This is a genomic window from Planococcus maitriensis, assembly GCF_003289925.1.
Taxonomy (GTDB): domain Bacteria; phylum Bacillota; class Bacilli; order Bacillales_A; family Planococcaceae; genus Planococcus; species Planococcus maitriensis.
Genome location: NZ_QLZQ01000001.1, coordinates 782,741 through 805,157 on the forward strand (window position 1 = coordinate 782,741; position 22,417 = coordinate 805,157).

Below are 22,417 nucleotides of genomic sequence, written 5' to 3' on the forward strand. Positions count from 1 at the left end.
TACGAAGCTTACCGCTTGCTTTCCGTGGGGCGGGAATCGAGCCTCCTCGTCACTAAAAACGTTGCTCAACTCTCACTGCGTTCGAGCATCGCAAATGAATGTGCTCAGCATTGCTTCGCTCATTCATTGCCTATGGGGTCTCTCAAACCCGCTGATCCCACAGGAAAGATAAAGTCGAACTGCGTGAGACCTTATCTTTGCGAAGTAATGCGCAGCATTATTGAGCAGAAGGTTTTACAAGCGGACGCCCTCCAAACGCTCTGAAAGCTCATTGATTTTATCATGCGAGAAAAGCATTAATTTCTACCAGTCTGAATGAACTGCCAATATAATCAATATTTTGAGGCACCAGCCCTGAGCTGGTGCTTTTTTTAATAGAAAATCCCCTCCGGTTAAGAAGGGGGAGCAATCAGTGAAGGTCTTGGGATTTGGCCTCGTCGTGCTTCATGATTTGCATTTCGATATCTTCATCGTTCCTTGCATAGTCCGGGCCGCCTTCGCCGATCATATTCAAGATCGAATCGAATTCTTCAGCAAGCCAATCCCTCAATTCCTTCGGTTCCATGTCTTCGTCGATTCTTGCATAGTCCGGGCCGCCTTCGCCAATCATGTTCAGAATCGCATTGAACTCTTCATCGAGCCGCAATTCAACTTCTTTCCGTTCCACCCATTTGCGTTCCATGACGATATCCTCCTTCTTTAAAAATCGCAAGAACGACGGACCATCTCTATGTTCATATTTTATTATACAGAGTATTCTGTCTTTTTGATATTAATTTGATTTAAAGGATTGGCCCGATTTTTGCCGAATTGAATCATCAAGGAAAGGTGTGTGGCAGCAGTGGAGAATGCGATAAAACAACTGATTGGCAGATCTTCAGCCCGCGTCAGTGTGGCAATTGAATTCCGGTCAAGCCGAGTGTATATCAATAGTGGGGCCCCGATGCGCGCAGCGAGCACGATTAAATTGGCCCTGTTATTCGAAGCGTGCCGGCAAATCGCAAATGGCACGCTGTCGGGCGGCCAGAAAATTGCGTTCGGAGACAAACCGGCCGGAGGCGCAGGCGTACTGGACCATCTGCCATCACTTAGAGAATTAGCCTTATGGGATGTATTGGCCTTGATGATCATCGTTTCCGATAATGCCGCTTCAAATGCGGTGCTGGAACTGCTCGGGAAAGAAACCGTCAATAAGGCGTGCAGCGACCTTGGCTTGCACAATACGAAAATCGATCGCCGCTTCATGGATTTCGAAGCGGTTGAACACGGGATCGATAACCGGACCTCCGCAGGTGATATGATCCGTTTAATGGAATCGTTTGCCATGCCGGGCGTTTTGCCGGAACAGGAGCGAAAACGGGCCATGGAAATATTGGGCAATCAGCAAAGCCGCAAGCTGACTGCGGCGATCGAGGAAGATGAAGTGGAGTTTTATGGCAAAGCCGGTGAACTGGCTGGCCTGCAGGCGGATGTCGGGGTTTTTGGGAACGGAGAAAAATTCGCCATCGCTGCGGTTTTCGTGGAAGGGGCGAGAAATCCACTGGAAGCCCATCATTTGATCGCGACCATTGGGCTCTTAATCCATCAACAGATGGAATCGGTCACTTAAGGTATTTTAAAAAATCCCCCTGGCCAATTTCGAGGCGAGGGGGATTTAAGGTTATTCAGCTAAATATTGTTCCATCGATTCAAAAAAGCGCGAAGACGTTTCTTCGAACCATTCAGGATAGGCCGATTCCGCTTGTTCCGGAATCGTGTAAGCAAGCTCGGTCCGCAAGTCATCCGTCAATGCCATCTTTTGGCGCGGGCCATCCGGCGTCAGCCAATTGAATTGCGCGCGGCGATTGGCATTGGCGAATTGCGCCCATTCAGTCTCGGTATCAGCTGAATCGAACAGCGCTTCGCTTGAAATGAGCATCCAGCTTTCGCTTTGGTGTTTCGGCGGGAGCCATAAGCTCTTTTCCATCACGCCTTCTTCGATAGGGAAATCGTAAATCTCATGGCGCAGTTCCTGTACACGTTCGCCGTTTCCGAGCGACAAGCCACGGGAAACATAAATATTGCCTTGCAGCGTTTCAGTGTCTGCACTGCGGATGACACCGAATGGATTGCGCGTCGCATCGGTGCCGAAGGTCGCTTCCTCTTGCTGCAACATCGGCTCCTCGTTCCAGCGTGTCACTTCAGCATCGGCCATGCCACTGCGGTTCATCGAAAACGTAAATGGCATCCAGCCGGTGTTTTCGGCTGTATCGAAGAGGAAGACATCTCCGTTTGGCAAGGTTTCCTCTGTGATGCTTAGCGAGCCGACCGACAGGGTCAGGAAGGTCAGCGGGTAGACCATGGTTGTGGCATTTCCATCCGTTTCCGTTTGTGCTTCGCCAAGCGTGATGAAGGTCGGCTTGTCGATGCTGAGTTCAACGTCTTCGTGGGTATAAAGCGTTTCCTCATTTTTCAAGAACATGACCGCTGTGAAGATGATCAGCGCCATGAAAAACAAAGTAATAATCAGTATGACAGTCTTTCTGAACAAAATTTCCACCTCAAATTTCGGGTATTTCCTGCACTACCGATTATAGCACGGGGACAGGCCGAAAAACGGGGAGAGTTTTGAGCATCACATGAACGTTTTCAATTAAAGCACTTTATCCAGGAAGTCGCGTGCGCGTGCGCTTGCCGGATTCTTGAAAAAGCTTTCTGGTTCGCCTTCCTCAACGAGGATACCATGATCCAAAAACAAGACGCGGTCTGCGACTTCCCGGGCAAAACCCATCTCATGCGTCACGATGACCATCGTCATGCCGGATTTTGCAAGATCTTTCATGACCTCCAGCACTTCCTTGACCATTTCCGGATCGAGTGCAGAGGTCGGTTCGTCGAACAGCATGAGTTCCGGTTCCATGGCGAGTGCGCGCGCAATCGCGACACGCTGCTTTTGGCCGCCGGATAAGCTGTTCGGGTAGGCAGCGGCTTTTTGCGCCAGGCCGACGCGGTCGAGCAATTGGCGTGCTTTCTCTTCAGCGTCGTATTTTTTGACGCCTTTCGCTTTCAGCGGGGCATACATCAAATTCTCCAGTACTGTCATATGGGGAAACAAGTGGAAATGCTGGAATACCATGCCGATCTGTTGGCGGATTTTATGGATTTCTTTTCTAGAAGCGGTCAAGTTCTTGCCGCTGATTTCAATCGCGCCGGAAGTGGGTGTCTCCAGTAAATTCAAGCAGCGCAGGAATGTCGATTTGCCGGAACCGGACGGGCCGATGATCGCGACGACTTCGCCTTTTTGGATGTTGGTGGAAATATCGCTCAATACGAGGTTGTCCCCGAATTTTTTCGATAAGGCTTGTACATCAATCACTAAGCTTCAATCTCCTTTCGACCATGCGTCCGATTACCGTTAAGCCCATGACCAGGCACCAATAGATCAGGCCCACAAACAATAGCGGCTCAAAATTGCGGAACAAGTCTGCCCCGACCACTTGGGCACGGCGCATCAAATCCAGATAGCCGATCGTCGAGACGATGGCGGATTCTTTCGTTAAGGTGATGAATTCATTCATCAAGGCAGGCAGGATATTCTTCAGCGCCTGCGGCAAGATGATGTCTTTCATCATCGCGCCGTACGGGACGCCGAGGGCCTGTGCTGCTTCCAGCTGGCCTTTGTCGACGGCTTGGATGCCGGCACGGATGATTTCCGAAATATAGGCGGATGAATTCAAGCCGAACGCGAGAATCGCGGACAGGAACGGCGAGATGTCATAGCCGGTCAATTGCGGGATGGAATAATAGATGATCATCAGTTGCAAGATGAGCGGCGTTCCGCGAAAAATAGACGTGTAAGCATCGGCGAACCATCGAAGCGGCTTTGCCGAACCGATCTTAAACAGCGCCAGCACCGTTCCGAGAATGGAGCCGAGGATGATCGCGAAAAAGACGAATTTCAAGGTCACCCAAATTCCTTCGAGCATGAAGGGGATATACGGGACAATTTGTGAAAAATCTAGATTCATGACAGTTCCAACTCTTTTCTAAAGGCGAATTTTACTGCTCGTCCGTGAGCCATTTCTCTTTCAGTTCATCGAGCTTGCCGTTTTCTTCCATCTCGGCGAGCACTTGGTTGACGTCTTCTACCAAATCGCTGCCTTTCGGGAATGCAACGGCCATGCCAGGAGAAGCGGTGGTCGGGTCATCGAATGCATCGAGCCCTTGTGCTTCGATATAGCCCAGTGCGACTTGCTTATCCATATAAGCGGCATCGATGCGGCCCGAGAGGATTTCCTGGATCAATGCACCGGAATCGTCGAGCGCCTTCAATTCGAAATCGATGCCTTCGTCTTCAATGATGCTCTTCGCGCCTTCTTCCTGGATCGTGCCGAGCTGAACGCCGACCGTCAATCCTTCGAGGTCTTCAAGTGTTGTGAGCCCGGATCCTTTTTGGGAGACGAACATTTCGCCGGAATGGTTGTATTCAGTGGAGAAGTCGACGTTTTCCTTACGGGCATCCGTCGCGGACATGCCAGCCAATACCAGGTCGACACGGTCATTTTGCAAAGCGCCGATCAAGCCGTCGAATTTCATGTCCGTGATTTTCAGTTCAACCCCCAGTTCACCTGCGATATAATTAGCAAGGTCGATATCAAAACCGACGATGTCGCCTTGTGGGTTGCGTGATTCAAAAGGCGCGAACTCAGCGGATGTACCCATTTCCAATACCTCTTTTTGTTCGGCAGCTCCAGTCGCTGTGTCTTCCTGGCCGCAAGCTGTCAATAGCAGTGCAGAAACGCCGCCTGCAAGTAAGTATGATTTTTTCATAATAATTCCCTCCGTTGTATGTTTATTCGATAAAATGAATCTTAACACGACGACATGACAAGCGAAAGAGTTTTTATACATATTTATGAATAATTATTAATTCAAATAGTTCAGAAAATTGGAGTGTGAAATGATGAAAACTTTGCTTTTGACAGGATTCGAACCTTTCTTGGAATACACGGTCAATCCAACGATGAGAATTGCGGAGAAATTGGACGGCGAACAGATTGGCGGATACCGCATCATCAGCCGCATCTTGCCGGTCGATTTTAATCATTCAGGTGAACTGATAGTGCAATGGATCGATGAGTTGAAGCCTGATGCAGTCGTTTCTTTGGGGCTTGCAGCTGGCCGCTACAAGATTACACCTGAGCGTGTCGCACTTAATGTGAAAGATGGAGATGCGGATAACGAAGGCTACCAGCCGATTGATGAACCGATTTCTGCGCAAGGGCCCGCTGCTTATCTGTCGACTTTGCCGGTGCGCAAAATGACGCAAGCATTGCTTCAGGAAGGGCTCCCGGCGGAAATCTCCAATACTGCTGGTGCATATCTATGCAATAATATTATGTATGAAGGGCTTCATTACGCCGCCGTGAACGAGTTGGACATGCCGTCTGGCTTTATCCATATCCCGGCGGACCACCAATTGGCGATCGAACACGGAAAACTTCCGAGTTGGTCCCATGAAGACCTTTTACGCGGTGTGCGGATTTGCTTGGAAACGATGGATTAAAGTTAAATAGAAAATGAAAATCGAAAAGACAGAGCCTTTGCGCTCTGTCTTTTTTTATTTGTAAACATGGGTAGAATAAGAAGTTCACAGAAAAAGAGTGAATATTCCTATAGAATATAATGGCATTTTTTGTGAATTGCAGTAGGATGGATTTATCAAGAGTTTTAGGATAGGAGGTGCCTTATGCTTGAAACGGAGCAGCTGACAAAAAAGTTCAAAGACACCATTGCGGTCGATGACGTGAGTTTGGTGCTCAGGCAAGGGGAATCGGTCGGTCTATTGGGGCCGAACGGTGCGGGGAAGTCCACGGCAATCGCCATGATCTCCACGTTGATGAAGCCGAGCTCGGGCGATGTCAGGCTGAATGGCGAGAGTGTATTGAAGAAGCCGGGTGACATGCGCCGTGTGCTTGGCGTCGTGCCGCAAAAAATCGCCTTATACGAAGAGTTGAGCGCTTATGAGAACTTGAAGTTCTTCGGCCGGCTATACGGATTGTCGGGAAAAAAACTCGAACAGCGCATCGATTATGTAGTCGAACTCGTCGGTTTGGCAGACCGGAAAAAAGAGCTGGTCAAGAATTATTCAGGAGGCATGCAGCGGAGGATCAATCTGGCAGCAGCGATGATGCACGAACCGGAAGTGCTCATCATGGACGAACCGACTGTCGGCATCGACCCGCAATCGCGCAACCATTTGCTCGAAACCATCCGCAAGCTCAACCGGGAGGAAGGAATGACGGTCCTGTATACAAGCCATTATATGGAAGAAGTCGAAAAGCTCTGTGACCGGGTTTATATCATGGACCACGGCAAAGTCATCGCCGAAGGGACGAAAGAAGAGCTCAAAGCGATTTTGTCGGATCAGGAAACGGTGTTGATCGATTTCGACCAAAATTATCCGGAGCTTTTCGCGAAACTCAGCGAAATAGAGGGAGTGCAGCATGCGGCAGCAGAGGAGCATAGCTTGAAGCTGATCATCCCGAAAGGAACAAGATTGCTTGCAGCTTTGTTCCACGAAGCGGAACGCTACGGGGCCCAAGTGGTCAACGTCAATGTCCAGACGCCGACCCTTGAAGATGTATTCCTGCGGCTTACCGGGCGCAAATTAAGGGACTGAGGAGGGGAGCTTTATGGGCGCTTTTCTAATAAAAGACATCATGTTATTGCTCCGCGACCGTTCCGAACTATTGATACTTTTAGCGATGCCTTTTTTACTCATTGCGATTCTCGGCTTTTCACTGCGCGGCATTTTTTCAGGGGATTTGGAAGCTTTGGAAATGGACATTGCGCTTGTATCACAAGGGGACGAAGCGCAGGCAGTGGCATCGCTTCAAAACGAAATCGAGGAAATGGGGCTGCCGCCTGGAGAAACACAAGCGCTGAAACAGGCGGCTGAATCGGCCAGTCCGCAAACGATGCTCGTCTCCCTTCTGGAAGATGAGAGTTTGAGCGAATTGGTAACGATTGAACGGATGAGCCGGGCAGAGGCGCAAGAAAGCCTGGATGAAGAAACGGTGGATGCGGTCATTACCTTGCCGCAAGGGTTTACAGAAGATTCCCTGAGAAATATGCTGTTTGGCGAAAGCAAAAGCGGCGAACTGGAATTGCTGGTAGCGGATTTATCATCTCCACAAACAGATGTTCTCAAGTCCATCCTCAACGAATTTGTGCGCACCGTAAATTTTGAAGCATCGATTTCCAGGCTGTCGGGACAACAATCGGCAACGGAAGTGTCTGGCGGCATTGAAACGATCACTGCACGTCAGCCGATCACTTCGTTTCAATACTATACGATCGGCATGGCCGTCATGTTTGTGTTGTTTGTCGGGTCCACAATTGCCCGACAGGCAAATCTTGAACAAAAGCAGATGGTTTTCGACCGGATCCGTTTGTCGAACCGGCCGCCGCTGCTGTATTTGAGCAGCAAGGCCATCGCTGCAGCGGCAATTGTCTCGGTGCAGCTTATTTTATTGTTCGGGTTGTCGGCGTTGTTGTTCCAGACATTTGCAGCGGATTCTTGGGCTTTTTGGTCGGGGATCGCCATCATTTCCATCGTACTGGCATTATCGGTCGGTTGCCTCGCAGCCCTGATGGTCGCTATAACCTTGAGACTTGAAAGCGATGCCGTGCCGGCGATTTTCTCCGGCGGCGTCATTTCACTGATGGCGTTTGTCGGCGGCAGCTTTATGCCGCTTGATGGCATGCCGGAACTGCTGCGGGCGATCGGCAATTGGACCCCGAACGGAGCGGCACTGTCCGCCTATTTTTCCTGGCTATTGGAACCTGAACTCAGCCAGTTGGCGGGCCCGCTTCTGCGGATTGCAGCTGTGGCAGTAATCTTTTTGCTATTGGCACTCGCCATATTTCCGAGAAAGGGGGGAGCGGCATGAAAGCTGTATTTTTGCTGCAATGGCGCCGTTTTTACCGAAAACCCCTGCTCGTGTTGGCGATGTTCGGGCTGACTGTCATTTTCGTCTCCGTCACAGCGGCGGGCGAGCAAAGCGGGCCGCAACTGATTCCTGTCTATGCGGATGGATCGATGAGTGAGCTGCAAGCGCAAACTTGGCTGGAGCGCTTGAACAGTGAAGAGCAATTCCAGTTCGAATTAATGCCCGAATCCGAAGCCCGTTCGTATGTAGCGGAAGGAGACGTCTCCCAAGCGGTCAATTTGCTTGAAGCGGATTACCGGTTGCTTGTCGGCAGGGAAGATCCCGCGCGTTTTGCCTTGGATTCGTTCCTGCGCCGCATCTATTCAGAAGAAATGCGTCTCGAAAATGCGGAACAAACAACGCCAGGTATCAGGGCGGAAATGGAATCGGCGTTGTCTGGCCCGGCGCTAACGCTATCGGTTGAATCGCTGCAAGGAGCGGATGACAGTTTTCAATACAACGGGCAGCTTCAGCTATTGTTTGGCATGACCTTGTTTTTTGTCATCTATACAATCATGTTCAGCTTGGTGCGCATCGTCGATGAAAAGAGGGCGGGTACCTGGAGCCGGATGATCATTTCGCCGGTCCGGAAATGGCAAGTGTACCTTGGACATCTCGGCTATAGTTTTTTGATCGGGTTTTCCCAGATTACCCTTATTTTCCTGTTGTTCCGCTTTGCGTTCGGCTTTGAGCTGGGAGACCGGTTCTGGCTATTGGTCGCCATCGCGGCGTGTTATACATTTTCCATTGTTGCGCTTGGGCTGTTGATCATCTCGCTCATCACCAAACCGCAACAGCTTGGTGCTGTCATTCCGATTGTCGCGACGGGAATGGCGATGGTGGGCGGGGCATTCTGGCCGATTGAGCTGGTGACCAATGAAATCCTGCTTGCGGTCTCGAAAGTGCTGCCCATCACATACGGCTTGCAGGCGTTAACGAGTGTCGCCGTCTATGGAAACGGCCTGCAGGCAGTCGCGATTCCATTATTGCTGCTGCTTGGTTTCGGCAGCATCTGCATGGCGATTGCCATTCGTTTGATGGAATGGCGCAGCGCTTCATAATAAAAAGAACCGCAGCTGCGGTTCTTTTTAGATAATTTCCCAATTGCGTTCAGAGGCGAGTGTTCGCAGGCGCGGTTCGGGGCGTACGGCGACGGGATGGCCGACCAGTTCGAGGACCGGAACATCTGACAGGCTGTCGCCGTAGGCATAGCTGTTTTTCCAATCGACCGCTGCATCACCGAGCGCTTCCAGGATTTTCTCGGTTTTCAATGGCCCCTGGATATGGACGACCGGTGTTTTATGGTCGAGAATGTCCGCTTCATAAGGGACTTCCGTGCCGATGATTTTCTTGATCGGCAATTCCTTCGTCACGGCATGCAAGAGCGGCGTGAATGCGCCCGAGACGAGCATGCAATAATCTTCATTGGACACATGTCGCTTCAGGCGCTCGACGACTTCATGGTTGAAATCATCGTGCATGAGCTCTGCGATTTCACCGAAATAATCTTCCAGTTCCTGTTTTGAAAAGGTCTCGAGTGCGGCCAAGTATGCCTGGACGGAACGGGCCCGCATTTTGGCTTCCGGGTAGATCTTCAGTTTGTGGCCGATATAAGGCGGCATGATGGCCCGGTAGAATTTACGGTATCTGCGGCTATGGACCGGGTGGTTCTTCAAATGGTCCATCATCAATTGAAATGTTTCTTTTGCATATAAAGTGCCATCGAAATCGAATATGGCGACGCGCATATAATCCCTCCACTCTCATTTTCCTGCTGTTTCCATCATAGCGGAAATCTCCAGTTTTCACCAAGCATGTTTAGACGTTTTCTTCGCAAGGGTATGGAAAAGAAACAATGAAGCTGGAGGGGTAGACATGGCAAAACAACGAATCACGGTCGGTTACGTGGAATTGACGCAAGACGAATCGGACCGCCTGTTTGAACAAGTGAAAAAATCGAGGGGCATCGATTCCTATGGGGAACTCCAGAGTTTGATGGAAGACTACGATGCGACTGTCGAAGAGCCGGTCAAGCAGCCGCTCAAGGAAGTGCTCGATGAAGAGGAAGCGCCGGAAGAACCTGCTCAGCAAGGCATGCGTTATATCAATATTTTCAACGCTATCGAAGCTGATGAAAGCTACCGCATTGAAGCATCAAACCAGGAATGATCTCTCTTTTTTCAAAGTGTTGAATAAGTATGAAATCTACTATGCTTTTAATAAAGTGATTTCTTTTTAACAATTAAAATTCAATAATCTAGCTTAGTATTTGGAGAAGCGTTTGCTCGACTCCGGTGGATCAGCGAGACGACCGAGACCCAGCAAGACGCGCAGCGGCTGAGGAGGCTTGGGCGCGAGCCCACGGAAAGCGAGCGATAAGCTTCGGAAAATACGACTGCTTACCTTTCTGCACAAGCTAGAAAAGGGAGATCCGAAATCGGATCTCCCTTCTTTATTGTCTATTCGTCTTTATTCGCGATGCAGCGTTCGCATTCGTAGATGATCGATTCGCGGCGTTCCTTGATTTCACAACCGCATTCCCGGCATTCTTTGCGTGTACGCGTCTCAAATTTTTGCATGTTTTTCATAGTGATCTCCTCCAGTTGTTAGGTTAGTTTTTCGTACCCTGGCAGCGTCAAGAATTCAGCAAAATCACTTTGCAACGTGAGACTTGTAAACAACTCGCGGGCTTCCGCGTAGTGTCCGGTGTTATAGCGCTCTTCGCCGACGGCTTGTTTGATCAAGGCATCTTCTTCTTCGATGACTTCGTGGAACAAGCTGACGTCGACGTTGCGGCCATCTTTCAGAACGCCTTTCGGATGGCGGATCCATTGCCACACTTGGGAGCGGGAAATTTCCGCTGTCGCTGCATCTTCCATCAAATTATTGATCGGTGCAGCCCCGTTTCCGGAGAGCCAAGAGGCGATATACTGGATGCCGACCGAGATATTGGAGCGGAGGCCTTGTTCAGTGATCGAGCCTTCCGGTACTTCCACTAATTGCTCCGCTGTCACGTGGACATCGTCGCGCTGTTTGTCGATCTGGTTCGGTGTCGGCATGTACTTGTCGAATTGCTCCATCGCCGTCTGTACCATGCCAGGGTGGGCGACCCACGTGCCGTCATGGCCGTCCGTCACTTCGCGGCGCTTGTCTTCGGCAACTTTGTTGAATGCTGCCGTATTGGCTTCGTCATCCCCTTTGACCGGAATCTGGGCAGCCATGCCGCCCATCGCCGGAGCGCCCCGTCTGTGGCAGGTTTTGATGCACAGGGATGTGTACGCCTTCATGAATGGAACCGTCATGGTCACCTGGGAGCGGTCCGGGAAGATGTATTCCGGGTTGTTGCGCATCCGTTTGATGACAGAGAAGATGTAATCCCAGCGGCCGCAGTTGAGGCCGGCTGAATGGCCGCGCAGTTCGTAAAGGATTTCGTCCATTTCGAATGCTGCCATGATCGTCTCGATCAGGACCGTCGCCCGGATCGTGCCTTGCGGGATGCCGAGCTCATCTTGTGCAAAGATGAATACGTCGTTCCAGAGGCGCGCTTCCAGATGGCTCTCAAGCTTCGGCAAATAGAAGTAAGGGCCGGTGCCGCGGTCGATCAATTCTTTCGCATTGTGGAAAAAGTATAGCCCGAAATCGACCAGGCTGCCGGAAGTCGGCTTTCCGTCAATGAGAAGGTTCTTCTCGGGCAGGTGCCAGCCGCGCGGGCGGACCATCAAGACGGCCGTTTTTTCATTGAGTGCATAGTTCTTGCCGGTTTCAGGGGCCGTAAAATCGATTTGGCGGCGAATCGCATCGCGCAAATTGATCTGTCCGTCGATGACGTTGTACCAGCTTGGCGCTGTCGCGTCTTCGAGGTCCGCCATGAACATCTTCGCGCCGGAGTTCAGCGCGTTGATGAGCATTTTGCGATTGGTCGGGCCGGTGATTTCCACTCGGCGGTCTTTCATATCTTCCGGAAGGGGAGCGATCTTCCAGTCCCCTTCACGGATTTCTTTCGTTTCAGGAAGGAAATCAAGCTTTTTGCCGCTATCGAGTTCTTGTTGCCGCACCTGGCGTTTTTCCAGAAGTTCGATCCGACGCTTGTCGAAACGAGTGTGCAGCTTTTCAATGAACTCCAGCGCTTCGGGAGTCAGGATCTCCTCCATGCCTGGAACCGCTTCACCTGTAATCTGTACATTCGATTTCGTCAGCAATCAAATCATCCTTTCACTGTCTGGAATTGTTCTGTTTCAGTAGAGCCTTGCATCGCCGTCGTGGAGCTAGTTCCGCCAGAGACGATTTGCGAGATCTCATCGAAGTAGCCAGTACCTACTTCACGCTGGTGGCGCGTTGCTGTATAGCCTTTTTCTTCTGAAGCGAACTCAGCTTGCTGCAACTTCGAGTAAGCGGCCATGCCGTTGTCCTTGTAGTCGTAAGCAAGTTCGAACATGCTGTGGTTGAGTGCATGGAAACCAGCAAGTGTAACGAATTGGAATTTATAGCCCATCTTGCCAAGTTCAACTTGGTATTTCGCGATGGTTTCCTGGTCAAGCTTCGCAGCCCAGTTGAATGAAGGCGAGCAGTTGTATGCGAGCATCTTGCCAGGGAACTGTGCATGGATCGCATCAGCAAACTGCTGTGCTTCTTCCAAGTTCGGGTGGGAAGTTTCGCACCAGATCAAGTCAGCGTATGGTGCATAAGCAAGGCCACGGGCGATAGCCTGGTCGATGCCGGCATTTGTACGGTAGAAGCCTTCAGGTGTGCGTTCACCTGTGATGAACTGGTGGTCGCGCTCATCGATATCGCTGGTGATCAAGTCCGCTGCATCTGCATCTGTGCGGGCGATGATAAGTGTCGGTACACCCATGACATCAGCTGCGAGCCTTGCGGAAACGAGGTTTTTCACTGCGTTTTGAGTCGGCAGCAATACTTTACCGCCAAGGTGGCCGCATTTTTTCTCGGAAGCGAGCTGATCTTCGAAGTGAACGCCAGCTGCGCCAGCTTCGATCATCGACTTCATCAATTCGTAGACGTTGAGCGGTCCGCCGAAGCCAGCCTCAGCATCCGCTACGATCGGTGCGAACCAGTCGAAGCCTTCCGTGTTTTCAACACTGTCGATTTGGTCTGCACGTTGAAGGGCACGGTTGATTTTGCGGACAACATCCGGAACCGAGTTGACCGGGTACAAGCTTTGGTCAGGATACATCTGGCCTGCGGAGTTTGCGTCCGCCGCTACTTGCCAGCCGCTCAAGTAAATCGCCTGGAGCCCTGCTTTTACTTGCTGTACTGCCTGGTTGCCAGTCAGTGCTCCGAGAGCGTTGACGAAGGGCATTTCGTTAATCTGGCGGTAGAGGCGATCTGCGCCGCGTTTCGCGAGTGTGTGCTCGATCATGACCGATCCCCGGAGCTTGACGACATCTTCCGCTGTATATGGACGCTCGATATTCTCCCAGCGTTTATCTTCCTGCCATGCTTTGTTCAATTCCTCGATTTGCTGTTGTTTGTTTACCATTCCAACCATCCCTTTCCGGTGTAGAAATATTTTTTAGTATCAACTGTATTAATACAGTTTGTTTTGATGTATATTAATATATAACAGAATATTCAGCCTGTCCTGAAAAAATGACAAAAGCCGATATAGGCTGATAAGAGGCGGAATATTCGGACGAATGGACTTGAAAGGGGAAATGGCTATGGCAAACACTGTATTGGAACAGGTAGGATTCATCATCGGGGACTGGATTCCGAAAGAGGCATCGATCGCGGTTGCGGCCGAAAATCAGTATATCTACTATAAAGCCGGTGTCCACGATCTCTCCATTAAAGAAGGGCAGCCCGTGTCATCCGGCACCATTGCCGCCCGCGTCGCAAAAGAAGGCAGCAAAGTCGAAATGTATGTCGAAGAAGCTGTTCTTGGATCTGCTTATTACGGCATCGGCTATCCGATCACCATCGATAACCAGGAGGCGGTGCTGGTCATTACCTTGCCGCCGGATTACGTAGTGGGGAGAAAAAAGCCGCTCGCCTTTTTGACAGGCAAGCAAGACGACAGTTGGCGGCCGATTCCCGTCGAGAAAGTATCCCATATCGAAAGCAGCCAAAAGAAAACCTGGTTCTATGCAGATGAAGATCCATATTGTTCGGGCCATACATTGAAGAACCTGAAAGAACAATTGCCCGATTATTTCCTGACCGTCCATCGTTCATTTATCGTCAACGTGCATTATATAGAAGAAATCGCAAAAGACGTCGCTTCGAATTATGTTTTGACTTTGCGTGACGGCTCGACGATTCCCGTCAGCCAAAACTACACAGCGGAAGTGCGCAGCCGCCTCGGATTTTAACAATTTTTACAATTCGTTCGGCAGGAAGTGGGGGCGGCAAGTGGAATACACTATGCAGAACATAAAACGAGGGGAAAGGTGGAGGCTGATATGACAATCTGGCCTAAATCCAAGCTCGGCAATATATCTGTTGTCTTCACGGTCGTCCCGCTGCTATTGGCACTGCTCATCGCGCTTGCCGGTGCATTCCAGGAGTTGCCGCTGGCGTTCGGGGGGGAGATGTCCGATAACCTGCTCTTGTCGTTTCTGCTGCTGATGTCCCTTGCGTCCTTTGTGGTCGCACTCCTTTCTGGCATCGGCTCGATGTTGATCCGGAGGGAACGTTCGATGTCAGTCATTGCCTCGATTATCGTCTCCGTGATCGCGCTTGCCGTTTCATGAAGCTGGTGGGTGTAGATTCCTTCTATAGAAAAAAGCCGTTGAGAGAGTTCAACGGCTTTTTCTTATTCGCTATTTTCTTTTTGGTGCTCATGTATTTTCTCAACGATTTCTTCCTGTTCTTTCTCGATATCCGATGTTGCCGGAATGAAAGGACTTTCATTGAAATCCGTTCGTTTTCCGTATCGGATCATTTCATAGATGATCATCCCGTTATTGGGCATCCCGCCTTGTGTCTTCATGGGCACTGCATCGAACAATAAGTAGAAAAATGCATAGAAAACAAACCGTTCCCAAAAGGTGACGAAAGATTGGAGGATGCCATTGGCAAGGAGGGCATTAAGGGTCAAGCCAAGCGTAAGGGTCATCAAGATAGGGCTGGCATAAAGGAAGATATAAGCGATTTTGCTGTCCCTCTTCAAGGAATCGTAAGAAAACCAGCTATACAATTGATAATACTTGCGCACATCCACGATCCCGATTTTGAAGACACGCGGCCCCGAACCAATCGTCAGTCTGGGATTTTTCACTCCAACAAGTTCACTGGCAATCAAGTAACCGGATTCCCTCAATAAAATCGTCAGCGGCAAAATGATAAAAGCGGAGATAACGAGTGAAATAAAATCGGATAAGCCGAACATCGAATTCTCCTTTCTGTCTTAAGTAAAAACAAAAGTAAACAAATAGGATGATTGGCAAAATAAAAACGCCAAAAAGAAGCTTGCACTCTCTTGGCGTTACTCCAGCTCAATCGTCTGGCTCACTCAACCGATATATTTAAGTAAAGAAAATCATCTGTTATCAATAGGACCAACGCCGACGCATGAAGAATGCCCGCCATTTAAATCAACCTGTTGCATGGCTCGACCGCTGCACTCCATTTCATGGTTTTATGATAGCCATAGATATCGGCAAAGTCAAAGTATCCATCATGCGATTTTGACTATTCAATTGGAGAGGCGACGCCCAATAAGTATATAAAAACTGGCTAATTATTGGGTCTGTTTTATGTATGGCAAATCGTGAAAAAATATTATAGGTAACAAAATAATGATTGTTTATTTTGATAAAAGGGTACTTAAGGAATAATGGCAACAAAAATTAAACAGGAAAGTAGGGAGGTAAAATGACCAAATTTCATTTGACGCCCGTCCCTCCAGCCAAAAAGAAAGAGCCTCGAACGCCGAAAGGAAAAAAGCGGTTATCCAAAGTTCTCTTATCGTTTGCGCTAGTCTCGTCTGCAGCAGCGGCAGGCCCTGTCATGTCGCCCAGTGCGGCTACTGAAGTGGCCAGCTATTACATTGTGCAAAAAGGGGACACGTTCTACAGCATCGCAAAAAAATACGGCTTGGTGGTCGAGCAGCTGATGGCGGCAAACTTCACAACAAGCACCAAAATCATCGTTGGGCAAAAGCTTGCCATCCCGCATAAAACCCAACCGTGGTCAGGAAATCAGGAAGACTTGGATGCAAGAAATTATCAGGTGGTTAAAGGGGATACTTTGTATTCCATTTCCAAACGAACAGGCGTGTCGATCGACAGCATCAAGAGAATGAACAACTTAACCTCCGACCTGATCATGATCGGCCAAGTCTTGACGCTGTATCCCGATGTCGGGGTGATTCATCGCACTTCCGCAACATACTACGTGAAGTCTGGCGATACGAAATACACCTTGCGAAACAAATTCGGCAGCACGGTCACTTTGCCAAGCGGAGAATTACAAGTGCTCCAGCCGCTTAAAATTTCAGGCGAAGTGCTCGAAATCACGACCGAAGAACCTTTCGGGCTGGCAGATGGCCGAGTGATCGAAGTGAAAGTCGGCAATGATTATTACGCGGTCAACCTTTACCAAGGAAATGAATCCATCCAGCATTTGGCTGACCGCAATGATCTGAGGCTGACATTTACGGTCGTCCGTGTAGGGGAGCGGTATGAGATGGTTTCTTATGCGGTGCAAGAGTTGGAATAGAAATGAATATCGGTATTTAAACACCTAGAGAAAAATCACCCGGACGAGATTGTCCGGGTGATTTTTTATGGCCGTGCCTTGTATTTACGCTTGCTGGTATTGTTGACTGGAAATATGTGCTGTCCCCGTTTTCTCGCAGACAAGAATTTCCCGCAGAAACAAGGATTTTTTTGCGATGCAACGGTCGATTATCGTGAATCCTGCTCGCTCGATCATATGGTCGATCGGTTCGATGGTGACAACCAGGAGTTTTTCAGTGACCGGCAAGGCATGTTTCAGGATTTCCTGTTGTTCATCGGGCGTTGCGTGCGTATACAGATTGTAAGGCATATCGATGATGGCGACGTCGTATCGCTCTTCAATGTCGGCAATGGCGCCCAAGTCGACCGATCCAGACAGGCCGAAATGCGCTATGTTTTCCCGCGACCCGTCGACGACGAGCGGATTGATGTCACGGCCGACGATGTCGATGCCCATCGATAAGGCTTCGACGAGAACCGTCCCGATGCCGCAGCAAGGGTCGATCGCTTTGACTCCCTTTGGATCCGGTACGGCGATATTGGCGATGGCGCGGGCGGTTTTCGTGCTAAGCGCAGTGGAGTATTCACGTGGTTTTTGCTGATGTTTGAACCAGACCGATTCACTTAATTGATAGGTCCCGAAATGCCAGCGGCCGTTAAATGGGATCAATCCGAAAATGATGTCGGGATTATGGACATCCGCTTTTCCTTTAATGACAAAGCCGATTTGGCGTTCCATGTCACGCTTTTCCTCAAAATCCACTTGCTCGGTTGCGGCCAATCCGTTGATTTTCGGGAAAATCACTTTGAAAGTGGAGTCTTCCATGTCCAACTCCGCAGCCTGTTTCACAATATCCGCAAATTTCGTCCCTTCAAACAAGAGCTCGATCCGTTCCTTGATGAACGGGCTCCTGCCCGGATCGATGGCGCGGCTGCTTTTGAGAACTTTCCCGTTGCTGTCTTTCCCAAAGAATGCGCGCATTTCCAATTGGCATAAATCCTTTTCGTCTTGATGATAGGCATATGTGTAAATGAATCCGCCTATTGGCGATAATGGTTTCAATTCATCCCGTCCTTCTTTGATGGATCTTGTCTTGAACAGTATACCAATTGCCTTGAAACAAAAGCGATAAAAGCGGATATTCCGGCTCCCTGTGCTGAGCCAGTTCGTGAAACAATAGAGGCGTTATGGCAAAGGAGGAATAGGGAGGGGGAGGGCCGAATGGTAAGGGTGGAAGAAAACGGAAAACATTTTCGTTTTCCAGATCAGTCGAAAGGGTGAAGGGATGAAAAACATCGGTTTATTGCCAGTGATCGGCATAATCCTTATGGCCGTTTTGTCGTTCGCAAATTTTACAGGCGTCACGATTGCGGGACTCGCCGTGATCATCGGCATCATTTTCTTTTTCGTCAATAAGCTGCGCGAGAAACAACCATCGCGCGAAAGCGGTTTGGACATCCGGAATGTGGGGCGGGATTTGAAACAGAACGGCCTATGGCTGTGGATCATTCTTCCTGTGGGGATGAACTTGATCAGTATCGGTATTGCCCTGCTCTTTTTACCTGATTATCTCAGGCATGTCATCACAAGAACGGAAGCTTTTCTTACTTGGGATTTGCTGGTTCTGCTGATTTTCCAGCTGGCCTTTTTCGCTTTAGGGGAAGAAATTGCGTGGCGTGCTTTTTTCCAAAAACAATTATACAAGGTGATGCCCATCCTTCCGGCCTTGCTGCTATCATCCCTGCTCTTTACTTTGGGCCACACTGTTTTGGGTGATTCGGCTGTCGTTGCCTATGACCTGATGTTCGTTTTCATCAACAGTGTTTTATTCGGCATCGTTTTCTATAAAACAAATAACGCCTGGGTCAGCGCGATTGCCCATTTCCTGGCTAATTTCTCGTCCGTGGTGTTCTTTTTGTGGTTTTATTGACTGGATTAAGTAGAGAAATATTGGAATAACTGCAAAAAGAGAGAAAGCATTGAGCTTTCTCTCTTTATTTATCACTTCGGTTGCATGGCATTTTAGGGCCACGGGATAAAAACTTATTCAACCGGCCCTTTATTGATTTTTGTCAAAGCTTCATTGACAGCGAAAACCTTGCCGTTGACTGCCGGGATGCCAAATCCTGCTAGGCGTTCCGTGTGCATGGCCAAATACTTTTCAGCAGCCGCTTCCGTTTCGAACAGATAAATTCCGCCTGCTTCATTTGTTTCGGGGCTTTCCGTCCAGATTTTCCAGATGAAGCCTTCTTCGCTGTTTATGCTTTTTGCCAAATCGGAAAAGGCTTCCGCCATTTCATTTCCGAATGGCCCATCCATTTTAAAATCCACTTGCAAGACATACGCCATCATTTCTCCTCCTCATTGATCCATGTATTCAAGATAGGGTCCGCTTAGTGTAAATTTAACCAAAAATCTTCCCGGGATTCAAAAGATTGTCCGGATCGAGCATGTGCTTCATGTTTTTGAAAAGAGCCATGGCCTCGCCATGTTCGCGTTCCTGGAATTTTTGTTTGCCAAGGCCGACGCCGTGTTCACCTGTGCAAGTGCCGCCGAGTTCGATGGCGCGGAATGCCAGTTGGTCGTTGATTTCGAAAGCCGCTTGTTTTTGCTTGGCAGATGCCGGGTCGTAAACGATGCATGTATGGAAATTGCCGTCGCCGATATGGCCGAGCAGGCCGCCTTCCAATCCGCTTATCCCGATCAGTTCGCGCCCGTATTCCAAAAGGTCCGGTAATTTGGAAATCGGCACACAGACATCTCCGCCGGTGACGGAAATACCGGGCTGGTGGCGGTAGGCATAGGCCATCTCGTGGCGTGCTTTCCAGATTTTGGCGCGTTCTTCAGGATCGGCAGCTACGTGCCAATTCTGTGCGCCCAAGTCCATCATGAGTTCCTTGGTAAGGCGGGCATCTTCAATGGCCGACTGCGTCAATCCGGCAAATTCAAAGAACAGTGAATGCTTTTCAGGAAGCCCATAGCCTCCGTATTCATTGACCTTTTTGATGCTCGGGGCATCGACGAATTCCATGCGCTGCACCGGGATGCCCATCAACAGGACGCTGTTCGCGGCTTGCGCGCATTCACGGGGCGTATCGAAGGTGCAGGATGCGGCGATGGTGTGTTCCGGAATGGCGTGGAGTTTCAGAGTGATTTCAGTGATGATGCCGAGTGTTCCTTCGGAGCCGACAAACAGCCCGCCGACCGAATAGCCTGAAGATGATTTCTTTGCTTTCGTACCGGTATGGATGATGCTGCCGTTTGCAAGAACGACTTCCATGTCCAAGATCTGGTCGCGCATGACGCCGTAGCGGACGGCAGTCGTTCCGCTTGCGTTGGTTGCCGCCATGCCGCCGATTGAAGCATCCGCGCCTGGGTCGATCGGGAACTGCAGGCCATGGCGGTTGATGCGCTGGTTCAAGGCAAGGCGTGTGATGCCGGGCTGGACGGTTGCAAGCAAATCTTCAGGCGCAAAATGAAGCACTTGATTCATCCGCTCAAAATTCAGCGAAATGCCTTTTCTGATCGGGATGGCGGATCCTTCTAGGCCTGAGCCCGCCCCAAAAGCCGTGACTGGGATGTGATGTTCTTTCGCGATCAACAGCACCTTCTGGACATCTTCCGTACTTTCAGGAAAACACACTGCATCGGGTTCGACAGGGAGGTGGTCGGATTCATCGTGGCTGTGGCGATAGCGTTCGCCTTCACTTGTGTATAATTGGTCCGGCCTTAGGCTCCCTGATAAGATTTTGATCCAACCGGCTGTCGTTTCAATGGACATTCAACCATCTCCTTTAGTGTTTATGCAAGAGTATGCATTCCTTTTTTTCGTGTGGTGGAACCATGACTTTAAAGTATAGGATCTTCAACGGGAAAATGATGTGTCGAAAATGTGAATTTATTCTGAAATTTATGTTTACAAACAAAATTGATTATTCTATACTTTCTGTATACAGTATACACTGTGTAATTTCTGGATGGGAAGGGAGGAATCATGAGAAAAATCGTCAAGCAGCCGACATTGGCTGAACAGGCATATGAATCCATAAAACGAATGATCATCACTGGGGAGTTGAAGCCTGGAGAAGAATTGCCGGAAGAAAAGCTTGCAGCAGAGCTGGGCATCAGCCGGACGCCTTTACGTGAGGCGCTGAAAAGACTCGCTGTTGATGCGCTTATCGAGTTGAGGAAAACAAAACCGGCGCTTGTCGCCAAATTTACCCACCAGGACGTCAAGGAAATCATGGAGCTCAGGAGATTGCTTGAGATTTACGGGATTGAAGGGTTATCGAAAGCAGATCAACAGCATGTCTTAAAGGAATTGCGTTTTGCCCATGAACGACAGTGGGAAGCGATTCAAGCGCATGATTTTGCGGAATTCATGGATTGGGATCAATGGTTCCATGACCAGTTCTATGAATACCATCCGAACAAACGCTTGCGTGATTTGATCCACGCAGTGAATACAGGAGGCAGCCGTGCATTTTTGCTGCTGTCGAGAAAAGTATTCGATAGTGCAGTGATCGCCCATCGGGAACACGGGACCATCATAGAAGCATTGGAACAAGGGGATTTGGGAAAGGCGAAAAAACAATTGGCTACCCACCTCGAAAATATCGAGGACAGGCTGCTGAAATACATTTCACAGGAGGAACTATGAAAAAACTTACAGGACTAATTTTACTTATGCTGGTATTGATCCTTGCTGCTTGCGGCCGCCCGGACAGCAGCGGTTCGTCTAGTGAAGAAGGCGGGGATGGCGAAACCTATACAATCCGCCTTGCGCACTTGGTGCCGGAAGAGCAGTCATCCCATGTAGCGGCAGTCGACTTTAAAGAAAAACTGGAATCCGAATCCGACGGGCGCATCAAAGTGGAACTGTATCCGAACGGGCAGCTTTACGGGTCTGACCGCGAAGCGATCGAAGCGGTACAGCTCGGCAATATCGAAATGACCATTCCGGCAGTAGCTGCGATGGCGTCATTCAACGAGAAGTTCCAGGTATTCGATTTGCCGTTCTTGTTCAATAACAACGAAGCGGCGTACAAAGCGCTTGATGGGGAACTGGGCCAGGAATTGATGGCTGACCTTGAAAGCAATGGATTAAAAGGGCTTGTCTTCGGTGAAAACGGCTTCCGCCACGTGTCCAATAATGAGGGGCCGATCGAGAAACCGGAGGATATGGAAGGCTTGAAGATGCGTACCCTTGAGAGCCCGCTTCATACCGATACATTCAACGCATTCGGCGCCAACGCTTCGCCATTTGCATTCGGTGAATTGTACACAGCCTTGCAGCAAGGCACATACGATGCAATGGATTGCCCGATTTCGCTTTACTACACGAATAAATTCTACGAAGTGCAGGATTACCTGACGTTGACAGGTCATGTCTATGCAGCGACTTCGCTTCTCATGAACGATGATTTCTACAACAGCCTGCCTGAAGATTTGCAGGAGTTGCTGATGGAAGCGTCTGAAGAGTTCCGCGACCAACAGCGTGAACTGGCTCAACAGCAAGACACCGAGTTCATGGAGCAACTGGAAGCGGAAGGCATGCAGATCAATGACTTGACCGACGAACAGCGCGACGCATTCCGCGAAGCGGCAGCACCGGTTTATGAAAAATACGAAGGGCAGATCGGGGCAGACTTGATCGACCGTGCACTTGAGGCGAATAACTGAGCGATGACAGATGAAAAATCAAGGACGTGGTTCCTTGGTTTTTCTTTTTAGAAAGGAAGATT

At 49.6% G+C, this 22,417-nt stretch carries 25 protein-coding genes; 12 read left to right on the forward strand and 13 right to left on the reverse strand.

The genetic code is table 11. The annotated features are described in order from the left end of the window. Positions 1–409 precede the first annotated feature (409 nt). On the reverse strand, positions 410–682 hold the full coding sequence (locus DP119_RS03755; RefSeq protein WP_084632837.1) for a hypothetical protein: 273 nt from the start codon (positions 680–682) through the stop codon (positions 410–412). 159 nt (positions 683–841) lie between these two features. Between DP119_RS03755 and DP119_RS03760 the strand changes: the two genes are divergently transcribed. Then, positions 842–1,609, forward strand: a complete 768-nt coding sequence (locus tag DP119_RS03760) for a serine hydrolase (protein ID WP_146747858.1) — start codon at positions 842–844, stop codon at positions 1,607–1,609. A 51-nt stretch (positions 1,610–1,660) separates the two neighbouring features. Here DP119_RS03760 and DP119_RS03765 read toward each other — a convergent pair whose 3' ends face one another. The 4 genes from DP119_RS03765 to DP119_RS03780 all read right to left on the reverse strand — a co-directional run bounded on the left by DP119_RS03765 (position 1,661) and on the right by DP119_RS03780 (position 4,809). Next, the gene (locus DP119_RS03765) at positions 1,661–2,530 is read right to left on the reverse strand and encodes a hypothetical protein (protein ID WP_112230980.1); all 870 of its coding nucleotides are present in this window, start codon (positions 2,528–2,530) and stop codon (positions 1,661–1,663) included. 102 nt (positions 2,531–2,632) lie between these two features. Continuing rightward, on the reverse strand, positions 2,633–3,355 hold the full coding sequence (locus DP119_RS03770) for an amino acid ABC transporter ATP-binding protein (RefSeq protein WP_112230982.1): 723 nt from the start codon (positions 3,353–3,355) through the stop codon (positions 2,633–2,635). Beyond that, positions 3,348–4,007 (reverse strand): amino acid ABC transporter permease, encoded by a 660-nt coding sequence (locus DP119_RS03775; protein ID WP_101190766.1) that lies wholly within the window; start codon positions 4,005–4,007, stop codon positions 3,348–3,350. Before DP119_RS03775 ends, DP119_RS03770 begins: the two co-directional genes overlap by 8 nt. A 31-nt stretch (positions 4,008–4,038) precedes the next feature. Continuing rightward, complete coding sequence (locus DP119_RS03780) at positions 4,039–4,809, reverse strand: ABC transporter substrate-binding protein (RefSeq protein WP_112230984.1); 771 nt, start codon at positions 4,807–4,809, stop codon at positions 4,039–4,041. A gap of 133 nt (positions 4,810–4,942) precedes the next feature. Between DP119_RS03780 and pcp the strand changes: the two genes are divergently transcribed. From pcp to DP119_RS03800, 4 genes are all read left to right on the forward strand, one after another. Then, positions 4,943–5,545 (forward strand): pyroglutamyl-peptidase I, encoded by a 603-nt coding sequence (gene pcp / locus DP119_RS03785; protein ID WP_112230986.1) that lies wholly within the window; start codon positions 4,943–4,945, stop codon positions 5,543–5,545. A gap of 183 nt (positions 5,546–5,728) precedes the next feature. Then, a complete protein-coding gene (locus DP119_RS03790; protein WP_112230988.1) occupies positions 5,729–6,661 on the forward strand; it encodes an ABC transporter ATP-binding protein in 933 nt (310 codons plus the stop codon). Between the two features lie 13 nt (positions 6,662–6,674). After that, positions 6,675–7,934 carry an ABC transporter permease gene (locus tag DP119_RS03795; RefSeq protein ID WP_112230990.1) on the forward strand — a complete coding sequence of 420 codons (1,260 nt, stop codon included), beginning with the start codon at positions 6,675–6,677 and terminating at the stop codon, positions 7,932–7,934. After that, positions 7,931–9,034: an ABC transporter permease gene (locus DP119_RS03800; RefSeq protein WP_112230991.1), complete on the forward strand. Its 1,104-nt coding sequence runs from the start codon at positions 7,931–7,933 to the stop codon at positions 9,032–9,034. Before DP119_RS03795 ends, DP119_RS03800 begins: the two co-directional genes overlap by 4 nt. A 27-nt stretch (positions 9,035–9,061) precedes the next feature. Here DP119_RS03800 and DP119_RS03805 read toward each other — a convergent pair whose 3' ends face one another. Then, positions 9,062–9,721 carry an HAD family hydrolase gene (locus DP119_RS03805; RefSeq protein ID WP_112230993.1) on the reverse strand — a complete coding sequence of 220 codons (660 nt, stop codon included), beginning with the start codon at positions 9,719–9,721 and terminating at the stop codon, positions 9,062–9,064. 127 nt (positions 9,722–9,848) lie between these two features. Here DP119_RS03805 and DP119_RS03810 point away from each other — a divergent pair, with 127 nt between their 5' ends. Beyond that, on the forward strand, positions 9,849–10,142 hold the full coding sequence (locus DP119_RS03810) for a hypothetical protein (RefSeq protein WP_112230995.1): 294 nt from the start codon (positions 9,849–9,851) through the stop codon (positions 10,140–10,142). Between the two features lie 290 nt (positions 10,143–10,432). On the opposite strand, the gene DP119_RS15925 is transcribed toward DP119_RS03810, so the two are convergent. From DP119_RS15925 to aceA, 3 genes are read right to left on the reverse strand one after another with little or no spacing between them, the layout of a single operon-like run. After that, positions 10,433–10,561 carry a YhfH family protein gene (locus tag DP119_RS15925; protein WP_205853831.1) on the reverse strand — a complete coding sequence of 43 codons (129 nt, stop codon included), beginning with the start codon at positions 10,559–10,561 and terminating at the stop codon, positions 10,433–10,435. 18 nt (positions 10,562–10,579) lie between these two features. Beyond that, positions 10,580–12,172: a malate synthase A gene (aceB, locus tag DP119_RS03815; protein WP_112230997.1), complete on the reverse strand. Its 1,593-nt coding sequence runs from the start codon at positions 12,170–12,172 to the stop codon at positions 10,580–10,582. 5 nt (positions 12,173–12,177) lie between these two features. Next, entirely contained in the window at positions 12,178–13,470 is a 1,293-nt protein-coding gene (gene aceA, locus DP119_RS03820) for an isocitrate lyase (RefSeq protein WP_112230999.1), read from the reverse strand. A gap of 181 nt (positions 13,471–13,651) precedes the next feature. Here aceA and DP119_RS03825 point away from each other — a divergent pair, with 181 nt between their 5' ends. After that, a complete protein-coding gene (locus DP119_RS03825; protein WP_112231932.1) occupies positions 13,652–14,302 on the forward strand; it encodes a LytTR family DNA-binding domain-containing protein in 651 nt (216 codons plus the stop codon). 90 nt (positions 14,303–14,392) lie between these two features. Further along, on the forward strand, positions 14,393–14,683 hold the full coding sequence (locus DP119_RS03830; protein WP_112231001.1) for a hypothetical protein: 291 nt from the start codon (positions 14,393–14,395) through the stop codon (positions 14,681–14,683). A 62-nt stretch (positions 14,684–14,745) separates the two neighbouring features. Here DP119_RS03830 and DP119_RS03835 read toward each other — a convergent pair whose 3' ends face one another. Next, a complete protein-coding gene (locus tag DP119_RS03835; protein ID WP_112231003.1) occupies positions 14,746–15,321 on the reverse strand; it encodes a hypothetical protein in 576 nt (191 codons plus the stop codon). Positions 15,322–15,806: 485 nt separating this feature from the next. Here DP119_RS03835 and DP119_RS03840 point away from each other — a divergent pair, with 485 nt between their 5' ends. Beyond that, positions 15,807–16,652 carry a LysM peptidoglycan-binding domain-containing protein gene (locus DP119_RS03840; RefSeq protein WP_112231005.1) on the forward strand — a complete coding sequence of 282 codons (846 nt, stop codon included), beginning with the start codon at positions 15,807–15,809 and terminating at the stop codon, positions 16,650–16,652. Positions 16,653–16,736: 84 nt separating this feature from the next. On the opposite strand, the gene DP119_RS03845 is transcribed toward DP119_RS03840, so the two are convergent. Beyond that, a complete protein-coding gene (locus DP119_RS03845) occupies positions 16,737–17,735 on the reverse strand; it encodes a TRM11 family SAM-dependent methyltransferase (RefSeq protein WP_112231007.1) in 999 nt (332 codons plus the stop codon). Between the two features lie 223 nt (positions 17,736–17,958). On the opposite strand from DP119_RS03845, the gene DP119_RS03850 reads away from it, so the two are divergent. Continuing rightward, on the forward strand, positions 17,959–18,603 hold the full coding sequence (locus tag DP119_RS03850; RefSeq protein WP_112231008.1) for a CPBP family intramembrane glutamic endopeptidase: 645 nt from the start codon (positions 17,959–17,961) through the stop codon (positions 18,601–18,603). A 113-nt stretch (positions 18,604–18,716) separates the two neighbouring features. Here the strand turns inward: DP119_RS03850 and DP119_RS03855 are convergent, their stop codons facing one another. Continuing rightward, a complete protein-coding gene (locus tag DP119_RS03855) occupies positions 18,717–19,022 on the reverse strand; it encodes a monooxygenase (RefSeq protein ID WP_112231010.1) in 306 nt (101 codons plus the stop codon). Between the two features lie 55 nt (positions 19,023–19,077). Further along, entirely contained in the window at positions 19,078–20,454 is a 1,377-nt protein-coding gene (locus DP119_RS03860) for an FAD-binding oxidoreductase (protein ID WP_112231012.1), read from the reverse strand. Between the two features lie 213 nt (positions 20,455–20,667). On the opposite strand from DP119_RS03860, the gene DP119_RS03865 reads away from it, so the two are divergent. Both DP119_RS03865 and DP119_RS03870 read left to right on the forward strand, forming a co-directional pair. Continuing rightward, a complete protein-coding gene (locus DP119_RS03865) occupies positions 20,668–21,333 on the forward strand; it encodes a GntR family transcriptional regulator (protein WP_112231015.1) in 666 nt (221 codons plus the stop codon). After that, positions 21,330–22,355 carry a TRAP transporter substrate-binding protein gene (locus DP119_RS03870; RefSeq protein WP_112231017.1) on the forward strand — a complete coding sequence of 342 codons (1,026 nt, stop codon included), beginning with the start codon at positions 21,330–21,332 and terminating at the stop codon, positions 22,353–22,355. Before DP119_RS03865 ends, DP119_RS03870 begins: the two co-directional genes overlap by 4 nt. Positions 22,356–22,417 lie beyond the last annotated feature (62 nt).

What these genes read in the sequence shown, in the direction of transcription:
- DP119_RS03825 (WP_112231932.1), top strand. Translation starts at nt 13,652, where the DNA reads ATGGCAAACACTGTATTGGAACAGGTAGGATTCATCATCGGGGACTGG.
- DP119_RS03830 (WP_112231001.1), top strand. Translation starts at nt 14,393, where the DNA reads ATGACAATCTGGCCTAAATCCAAGCTCGGCAATATATCTGTTGTCTTC.
- DP119_RS03810 (WP_112230995.1), top strand. Translation starts at nt 9,849, where the DNA reads ATGGCAAAACAACGAATCACGGTCGGTTACGTGGAATTGACGCAAGAC.
- DP119_RS03870 (WP_112231017.1), top strand. Translation starts at nt 21,330, where the DNA reads ATGAAAAAACTTACAGGACTAATTTTACTTATGCTGGTATTGATCCTT.
- aceA (WP_112230999.1), bottom strand. Translation starts at nt 13,470, where the DNA reads ATGGTAAACAAACAACAGCAAATCGAGGAATTGAACAAAGCATGGCAG.
- DP119_RS03855 (WP_112231010.1), bottom strand. Translation starts at nt 19,022, where the DNA reads ATGGCGTATGTCTTGCAAGTGGATTTTAAAATGGATGGGCCATTCGGA.
- DP119_RS03790 (WP_112230988.1), top strand. Translation starts at nt 5,729, where the DNA reads ATGCTTGAAACGGAGCAGCTGACAAAAAAGTTCAAAGACACCATTGCG.
- DP119_RS03775 (WP_101190766.1), bottom strand. Translation starts at nt 4,007, where the DNA reads ATGAATCTAGATTTTTCACAAATTGTCCCGTATATCCCCTTCATGCTC.
- DP119_RS03800 (WP_112230991.1), top strand. Translation starts at nt 7,931, where the DNA reads ATGAAAGCTGTATTTTTGCTGCAATGGCGCCGTTTTTACCGAAAACCC.
- DP119_RS03805 (WP_112230993.1), bottom strand. Translation starts at nt 9,721, where the DNA reads ATGCGCGTCGCCATATTCGATTTCGATGGCACTTTATATGCAAAAGAA.
- DP119_RS03755 (WP_084632837.1), bottom strand. Translation starts at nt 682, where the DNA reads ATGGAACGCAAATGGGTGGAACGGAAAGAAGTTGAATTGCGGCTCGAT.
- pcp (WP_112230986.1), top strand. Translation starts at nt 4,943, where the DNA reads ATGAAAACTTTGCTTTTGACAGGATTCGAACCTTTCTTGGAATACACG.
- DP119_RS03850 (WP_112231008.1), top strand. Translation starts at nt 17,959, where the DNA reads ATGAAAAACATCGGTTTATTGCCAGTGATCGGCATAATCCTTATGGCC.
- DP119_RS03795 (WP_112230990.1), top strand. Translation starts at nt 6,675, where the DNA reads ATGGGCGCTTTTCTAATAAAAGACATCATGTTATTGCTCCGCGACCGT.
- DP119_RS03865 (WP_112231015.1), top strand. Translation starts at nt 20,668, where the DNA reads ATGAGAAAAATCGTCAAGCAGCCGACATTGGCTGAACAGGCATATGAA.
- DP119_RS03840 (WP_112231005.1), top strand. Translation starts at nt 15,807, where the DNA reads ATGACCAAATTTCATTTGACGCCCGTCCCTCCAGCCAAAAAGAAAGAG.
- DP119_RS15925 (WP_205853831.1), bottom strand. Translation starts at nt 10,561, where the DNA reads ATGAAAAACATGCAAAAATTTGAGACGCGTACACGCAAAGAATGCCGG.
- DP119_RS03860 (WP_112231012.1), bottom strand. Translation starts at nt 20,454, where the DNA reads ATGTCCATTGAAACGACAGCCGGTTGGATCAAAATCTTATCAGGGAGC.
- DP119_RS03780 (WP_112230984.1), bottom strand. Translation starts at nt 4,809, where the DNA reads ATGAAAAAATCATACTTACTTGCAGGCGGCGTTTCTGCACTGCTATTG.
- DP119_RS03835 (WP_112231003.1), bottom strand. Translation starts at nt 15,321, where the DNA reads ATGTTCGGCTTATCCGATTTTATTTCACTCGTTATCTCCGCTTTTATC.